The sequence below is a fragment of the Mesorhizobium sp. WSM4848 genome (genome assembly GCF_055811375.1).
The window spans coordinates 1-3,718 of the sequence record NZ_JBVVPX010000081.1; the positions used below are offsets into that span (position 1 = coordinate 1).

The following is a 3,718-nucleotide window of genomic DNA, read 5'->3' on the forward strand; positions in this document are numbered from 1 at the left end:
TCGCCGTCGTCTTCGGCGAGAGGTTCGTCAGCCAATGACGAAAGCGGGCCTCGCGCACAGAATTCCTGACAGTCCCGTCGCGCCGAACAACAGCATCGTCTTTGCGCCATACTCACCGAACCCGCGGCAGCTGCAAAAGTTCCTTTGGCTGGAGCTTCGGGCCGATCCCAGACAGAACCCAAGTCTCACCTGTTCGCGTAACAGACTGGACATCGCACCATCCGGAACCGCGGCTGCCCCTAGTCGTTGCTCACTGTGAGTTCACGGGAGGAGCCCATGGAAAATAGCGTCCACCAAGCCCGCTGGTTACTCGCTCCGGTCTTCGCCGTCTCCATCGCGTTCCTGGCAATTGGAATGGTCGTTAGCTAGGGAATGCGCAGCAAGAGACCACCGCCACTCCTCGATTTGGCGGGTGGTCCGCAATCCCGGCTGACCGCGTCCGCCCAGGCGAGGCCTGTCAGCGGTTCCAAGGTGGCGAGGGGGGGCATCACCTCACATCAGATCTTCGGCAACCCCGTCGAACTTCCTGAGGCCTGCGCTTGGAGGCTTTTGCTTAAGAAGCCCCTGTTCAGATGCGGCCGCCTCGAAAGCAGCGAACGCAGCTTGGTGACTGCAATGTCCGGCCAGGCATTCCTCTATGATTCGGATTGCTTCAAGTCGGGACGGCTTGTCCATGGATGGCCATGGTTGCTGCAGCGCTTTCGCAGCGTCGGCTATCGACGCGACCACCATCGGCCTGTGATTCAGGTAGATTGTAATCGGGACAAACGCCGTCATTTTCGTCGATCCCCAGGAGTTAAGGCGGTTAAACGCGAAGACGTGGCGGCGGTTGCATCATCGTCGTGAATTCAGGGCGCCGCTGCCCGACGCGAACGGCCATGCAGGCCTTAACCGCCGCCAAGATCCAGGACGTCGATGCGGTCGAGCAAAGGCGCGAGGCGCCGTTTCGTGGCAGCATGCCCACGTTTCGAATAAATGCTTGCGTGGGATACCCGCTCCGGTTGCCCTTCCAGCATTTGTTGACTCTTAAAATTATGTAGAGCTAATATAGAAGGTGCTACTGTTTAGGGGTAAGTCGCTCTAACTTGATCTGTTTGACTTGTTTGCTTAAGACTTAATTGAAACTCTGCGACCAGCATGAACAAACTCCACAAGCTTATGAGGATAGATTGGAGATGCAAGTCCTATCCTTTGCTGTGCTGAGCGCAGGATTGTTAAGAATTCTTCTGATCGCCGGTCAGCCTGTTCATGGCAATTATTATACGAACGATCTTTGTCCTTGTGAGATTCGCGGGAAGCTTCTTCTCGATGACCGAGTCGACGTAGTCGATGTCGCAATCGTCCTTGCGGTCGATATGTCCGGCTCCATCAACCAGATAGAGGCCACGCTACAACGCGAGAGCTATGCGGCTGCTTTGGAATCATCGACCGTGCTGAAGGTGATCAAAGAGGGTATGCACGGCAAGATCGCAGTCACTTTCGTCGAATGGTCGAGCCGCGGCTCCTTAAAAACGCGGCTGGATTGGACCATTCTCTCTGACGCGAATGATGCGTCGGTTATAGCGGAAGCAATCCGGAAAAAGTCACAAGACCAATACCGTGATCCGCACAGCGCGAAAACATCGATCTCTTACGCCATTGATGTATCTGTCGATGCGTTTGATAAACTTCCTGTCCCGACGTTGCGCAGGGTCATCGATATCTCAGGCGACGGAACAAACAATGACGGATCTTCACTGGAAGAAAGCCGCCAGAGAGCGCTTCAGAAAGCCATCGTAATCAACGGTCTCCCGATAGGAGCGGAAGTGGAAAATGGTGAGACGACTGCGGAATATTATGAGCGGCACGTTATCGGGGGGGCCGGCTCGTTTATCATTCCAGCCGACAGCTCGGCTGAATTCCAATGGGCCATAATAAACAAGCTAGTCCGAGAAGTAAGTTCCATATCCGGCGAGACACGCTCTTAAGCTGCTGACGGCGGCATTCGCGGGCGACCCAGCCCGGATTGGCGACCTAATCGTGCTTAGCGAGAACGCGGCCGACCGTGGAGGGATGGACCTCGAACAGGCGGGTCGGCCTCGGACGCGCTCGCTGGCATTGGTCACTCCTCGCCATTTGTCTTTGTATTGCGCTCAGCTGAGTTCTTGGGCGAGTCCGATGAGGAGCCCTTCAGGCCCACGGATGTAGCAGAGCCGATACGCGTCTTTATACTGAACTACTTCGCCTTCGAGGTGCGCGCCGCGCGTGCGGAGCCTTTCAAGCGTCTCGTCGATGTCGTCCACGGCGAACATGACGCGGAGGTAGCCGAAGGCGTTGACCGGGGCGTTCCGGTGGTCTGCGACGACAGGTGGCGTGAGGAAGCGGGAGAGCTCGAGCCGGCTGTGGCCGTCCGATGTGCGCATCATGGCAATCTCGACACGCTGATCGCCCAGTCCAGTGACACGTCCGGCCCATTCTCCTTCGATCGTGGCCCGCCCTTCGAGCTCGAGGCCGAGTTCGCGAAAGAAATCGATCGTCCCTCCGAGGTCTTCGACGACGATTCCTACATTGTCCATCCGCTTGAGCGCCATGTTTCGAATCTCCAGGGTGTCGTTCCAATCTACAAGGTGTCTCCTAGTCTAACAGCGGACGCTTGAGGTGCCCCCAACACCGATAGATGATGACATGTGGACGTGCGGTCGTGCCACATGTCTACAATTCTGCGGCCCCACGGGCGACAGGCATCACGAAACGGTTGTGGTGAGAACGCCACATGCAGCAACCGAACAACCCGCCGCACATCGTGCCGATGCGGAGGCGCGCATGAGCGCGGCCCTACTGATGCCGCGCGAGCCGGTCCATGGGTGCGTTTGCTTCGGCCAAACTAGCCAGCGCTTGCTCGACTTTTGGAGCCGAGGTGTCAGTGCGCTTGATGTGCCGGATCATTTGCTGCCTCAACCGCGCGAGCCTTTCCGCGCGATATACATCGCCGTATCTCGCAGTTTCAAGGTGGAGGGTCGCGAGCCTCATGGGCGACGATTCCGATTATCTAGCAGTAGAAATTCGCGAATCCGCCTTTCGTTCCGATGTCCCGACCTTGCCCTCGCAAAAGCTGGCCGGACGGCCGCGACGAATGAGCCGCATCCCTGCCAAAGAGAGATCGTCCGCTGATACTGCTCAGTCGACCGCGGGTCCAACCAGACGGTAGCGGAAGTGATTTCGGATGTGGCCGTTGAAGAAGCGGCCCTTGGCGAAGGCGGCTTGGAACTCGGCGAAGGTCTCCGGCGGCACGTCCTCAAACTGGTAGCATTTACCGCTGGCCACGAACCACACCGAGAGGACTTTGCGCTCCGAATCGTATTCCGTTTTGTGTATCGAGGTCGACGGCATGACGTGACTACTCCAATCAGGGAGAGAGTCCATCTGAAGTTGCCCGCGCCCCACGGAGGGGAAGGACGCGGGCTGATCGGGAGGGGACACCGATCTCGCAGCACAGAAGATGCTGCAGGAGGCGAACGTCCTGCCCATGCCGGTGTTCCAAAGGAAACAAAAAAACCCGCCGCACAGGAGAGCGACGGGGCGATCAAGCGGTCACCGAGCTCGGGTGGGTCGGGATTTGCCCGGTTCGCGGATCGTGGAAAAAATCCTAGGCGGCCGGCTGTGTCGCGTCTACCAACCGCCGGTTGGCGCGCGGTTGCTTGTTTGACAGACACGCGCTTTATGATGGCTGCTTAAAAGC

At 57.8% G+C, this 3,718-nt stretch carries 4 protein-coding genes; 1 reads left to right on the plus strand and 3 read right to left on the minus strand.

Going from position 1 to position 3,718, the window contains the following annotated elements:
• Positions 1-492 precede the first annotated feature (492 nt).
• Positions 493-777 carry a DUF982 domain-containing protein gene (locus AC0L16_RS33275; RefSeq protein WP_473625754.1) on the minus strand — a complete coding sequence of 95 codons (285 nt, stop codon included), beginning with the start codon at positions 775-777 and terminating at the stop codon, positions 493-495.
• A gap of 398 nt (positions 778-1,175) precedes the next feature.
• Between AC0L16_RS33275 and AC0L16_RS33280 the strand changes: the two genes are divergently transcribed.
• Complete coding sequence (locus AC0L16_RS33280) at positions 1,176-1,967, plus strand: DUF1194 domain-containing protein (RefSeq protein WP_473625757.1); 792 nt, start codon at positions 1,176-1,178, stop codon at positions 1,965-1,967.
• A 165-nt stretch (positions 1,968-2,132) separates the two neighbouring features.
• On the opposite strand, the gene AC0L16_RS33285 is transcribed toward AC0L16_RS33280, so the two are convergent.
• Positions 2,133-2,570 carry a VOC family protein gene (locus AC0L16_RS33285; protein ID WP_473625756.1) on the minus strand — a complete coding sequence of 146 codons (438 nt, stop codon included), beginning with the start codon at positions 2,568-2,570 and terminating at the stop codon, positions 2,133-2,135.
• A 586-nt stretch (positions 2,571-3,156) separates the two neighbouring features.
• A complete protein-coding gene (locus AC0L16_RS33290; RefSeq protein WP_287173707.1) occupies positions 3,157-3,369 on the minus strand; it encodes a KTSC domain-containing protein in 213 nt (70 codons plus the stop codon).
• Positions 3,370-3,718 lie beyond the last annotated feature (349 nt).

Excerpts from the sequence above, each read along its gene's own strand:
- AC0L16_RS33275 (WP_473625754.1), bottom strand. The coding sequence starts at position 777 with ATGACGGCGTTTGTCCCGATTACAATCTACCTGAATCACAGGCCGATG.
- AC0L16_RS33290 (WP_287173707.1), bottom strand. The coding sequence starts at position 3,369 with ATGCCGTCGACCTCGATACACAAAACGGAATACGATTCGGAGCGCAAA.
- AC0L16_RS33285 (WP_473625756.1), bottom strand. The coding sequence starts at position 2,570 with ATGGCGCTCAAGCGGATGGACAATGTAGGAATCGTCGTCGAAGACCTC.
- AC0L16_RS33280 (WP_473625757.1), top strand. The coding sequence starts at position 1,176 with ATGCAAGTCCTATCCTTTGCTGTGCTGAGCGCAGGATTGTTAAGAATT.